The 2978-nt window shown below is 65.3% G+C and carries 2 protein-coding genes and 1 pseudogene; 2 read left to right on the top strand and 1 reads right to left on the bottom strand.

From position 1 onward, the window contains the following. A pseudogene (locus ACYVDE_RS18870) lies at positions 1–180 on the bottom strand (DUF421 domain-containing protein); the annotation flags it as partial. A gap of 232 nt (positions 181–412) precedes the next feature. Between ACYVDE_RS18870 and ACYVDE_RS18865 the strand changes: the two are divergent. Continuing rightward, positions 413–1435, top strand: a complete 1023-nt coding sequence (locus ACYVDE_RS18865; RefSeq protein ID WP_460503095.1) for a transglutaminase-like domain-containing protein — start codon at positions 413–415, stop codon at positions 1433–1435. Positions 1436–1877: 442 nt separating this feature from the next. Next, on the top strand, positions 1878–2978 hold a 1101-nt coding region (locus tag ACYVDE_RS18860; protein ID WP_460503094.1), incomplete at its 3' end, for an Ig-like domain-containing protein.

The following is a 2978-nucleotide window of genomic DNA, read 5'->3' as shown; positions in this document are numbered from 1 at the left end:
CTCGAAGATGGAGAGCTGCCGCACGCCGCGCCGGCCCGTCACGCGCAGGGCGGCCAGCCGCACCACGTAGGTGGCCACGCAGCGAAACACGACTTCGAGCAGGTAGCTGGGGGGCGCGTCGGCCGTCCAGAGCAGGCGCTGCCAGTCGAAGGGCGTGATGGGTTCGGCGAGGAAAAGCATGAAAATGAAGGGTGAATGAAGCCGTAGCTGGTACGCGCGGCGGGCCCCACGGTTGGCCGGGCCGTATCTTTACCGTACTGCTGGGGTCTGGTTGGCCCTGACTGGCGGACGCCGTTGCCGGCGTTGCGCCGACGGGCACCGCGCGTGGCGGTGGCCGTCGGGTTGGGCCGATTTCCGGCTGCGATTCAGCTTTGCCGACGCCCGCCAGCAGCGACTTGTTGCCCCCGTTGCCGTGAATGTTTCGTTGTTGATTGCCCCCGCCGTGTGGGTGGGGCTGCTGGGTGCGGCCGCGCACCTGCCGGGTTCGGAAGCCCCCAAAAATTCCGCCGCCGCGCCGCGCAGCCGCACCTTCGTGCTCACCAGCACCGCCACCGTGCCTGTGCCCCCGGCCGGCACCAAAACCCTCGACCTGTGGCTGCCCCTGCCGCACCCCGATGCCAACCAGGACATCCGCGACCTCAAAATTGAGTCGCCGGTGCCCTACAAAATCGAGAAGGGCGAGTTCGGCAACCAGATGCTGCACCTGCGCCCCGCCGCCCTGCCCAATGCGCCGCTGGTGGTGAAAATGACGGCCCAAATCACGCGCCGCGAGCACCTCAACCTGCGCGCCAACAGCCCCACGGCCAAGCCCGCCAAAGAAAAAACCGACCCCAACCTGGCCCGCTGGCTGGCCCCCGACCGCCTCGTGCCGCTCGATGCCAAAATCAAGCAGCAGGCCGAGGAAGTGGTGGCTAAAGCCGGCGCCAAGACGCCGCTCGAAAAGGCCCGCGCCATCTACGAGCACGTGGTGAGCACCGTGAAGTACGACAAAACCGGTCAGGGCTGGGGCCGCGGCGACATCTACTACGCCTGCGACGCCCGGCGCGGCAACTGCACCGATTTCCACGCCATCGTCATCGGCTATTGCCGCAGCCTGGGCATTCCGGCGCGCTTCAGCATCGGGCTGCCGCTGCCGGCCGAGCGCGGCCGGGGCGAAATCAAGGGCTACCACTGCTGGGCCGAGTTCTTCACCCCCGAAACCGGCTGGGTGCCCGTCGATGCCTCCGAAGCTGCCAAAAACCCCGACAAGCGCAACTACTTCTTCGGCGCGCACGACGAAAACCGCGTCGAGTTCACCCGCGGCCGCGACGTGGAACTGGCCCCCAAGCAAGCCGGCCCGCCCCTCAACTACTTCGTGTACCCCTACGCCGAAGCCGATGGTAAACCGCTGGAAGTAGGCCGGATGTATGAGTTTGCCGATGTACCGGCGCAGTAGCGGGTTATTAACAAAAGATAGAACGTCATGCTCATCTGGCGTCCGCGCAGCCGAAGCATCTCTACCGCGCAAGTAATCCCGACGATTGGGTTCACTGCTGCGGTAGAGATGCTTCGACAAGCTCAGCATGACGTTCTTTTTGCGTCCTAACTTTTAGCATGCTTCTGCCTTGTCCATCAAGCAGAAACCCTCGCCGCCCGCCAATGCGCCCGAAGCGCCGGCGGGCGGTGGCATTTGGATGGATTCAGTCAGAAATAGATGAGGTTAAAATGAACAGAAAATGAAGTAGTTATAAAGTTGAAAAGGGGCTTAAACTCTTAGAAGAAGCACAGTTCGAAGGACAAAACGAGCGGCTTGGCGGCATCTCATGCAGTGTTCATGTGAGGGTGCTAACTCGCCGGTCATTCGCTCATTGTTCTCCCATCTTCTTTCAGTTTCTCCCATGAAAAACCCCTTACTTCTTTACCTGTTGCTGCTGGTAAGTGCCGTGTGGGCCCGGTCGGGCCAGGCCGCCACCATCACCACCACAGTGCTGAACGGCACCAGTTTTTGCCAGAACACCAGCGTGCGGGTGGGCTACACCGTGACGGGCAGCCTCGACCCCAGCAACGTGTTCACGGCCCAGCTGTCGGACGAAACGGGCTCGTTTGCCGCGCCCACGGCCATTGGCTCCTTGGCGGGCACGGCGGGCGGCACCATCACGGGCACGCTGCCGGCGGGCGTGGTCACCGGCTCGGGCTACCGGGTGCGGGTGGTGGCTTCCAGCCCCGTTACCGTTGGCACCGATAACGGGCAGGATTTGACTATCACCAACATCGGGACCGTGACGGCGGGCAGCAACTCGCCGCTGTGCTCCGGCGGCAACCTGCTGCTCACGGCCAGCACCGTGCCCGGGGCCAGCTACTCCTGGACGGGCCCCAACGGCTTCAACTCGCTGCTGCAAAACCCCAGCATCGCCAACGTGGGCGTGAACCGCTCGGGCACCTACACCGTGACGGCCAGCGCCAATGGCTGCTCGGCCACATCGTCGGTAGTGGTGACGGTGAACGCGCTGCCCACCGCCAGCGTGACGCCGCAGGCCGTGGCCATCTGCGCCGGGCAGTCGGTAACGCTGAACGCCAGCGGCGGCAGCAGCTACTCGTGGAGCCCGGCCACCGGCCTGAGCAGCGCCACGGTGGCCAACCCCACGGCTTCGCCCACGGCCTCGACCATTTACACCGTAACGGTGACCAACGCCGCGGGCTGCACCAGCACGGCCCAGGCCACGGTGCAGGTGCGGGCCACGCCCTCGCTCACGGTGTCGCCCAATACTACCATCTGCGCCGGCAGCTCCACTACGCTGTCGGTGAGCGGCGCGCAGAACTACACCTGGAGCCCCAGCACCGGCCTGAACAACCCGCGCTCGGCCACGCCCATTGCTTCGCCCGCTGCCACCACCACCTACACCGTAACCGGCGACAACGGCAACTGCTCGGCCACCGCCACCGTGACCGTAACCGTGGAGCCCCTGCCCACGCCCAGCGCCGGCCCCGACCGCGTGCTG

The sequence above is a fragment of the Hymenobacter agri genome (assembly GCF_054778495.1).
This window is presented reverse-complemented; position numbering and strand designations above follow the sequence as displayed.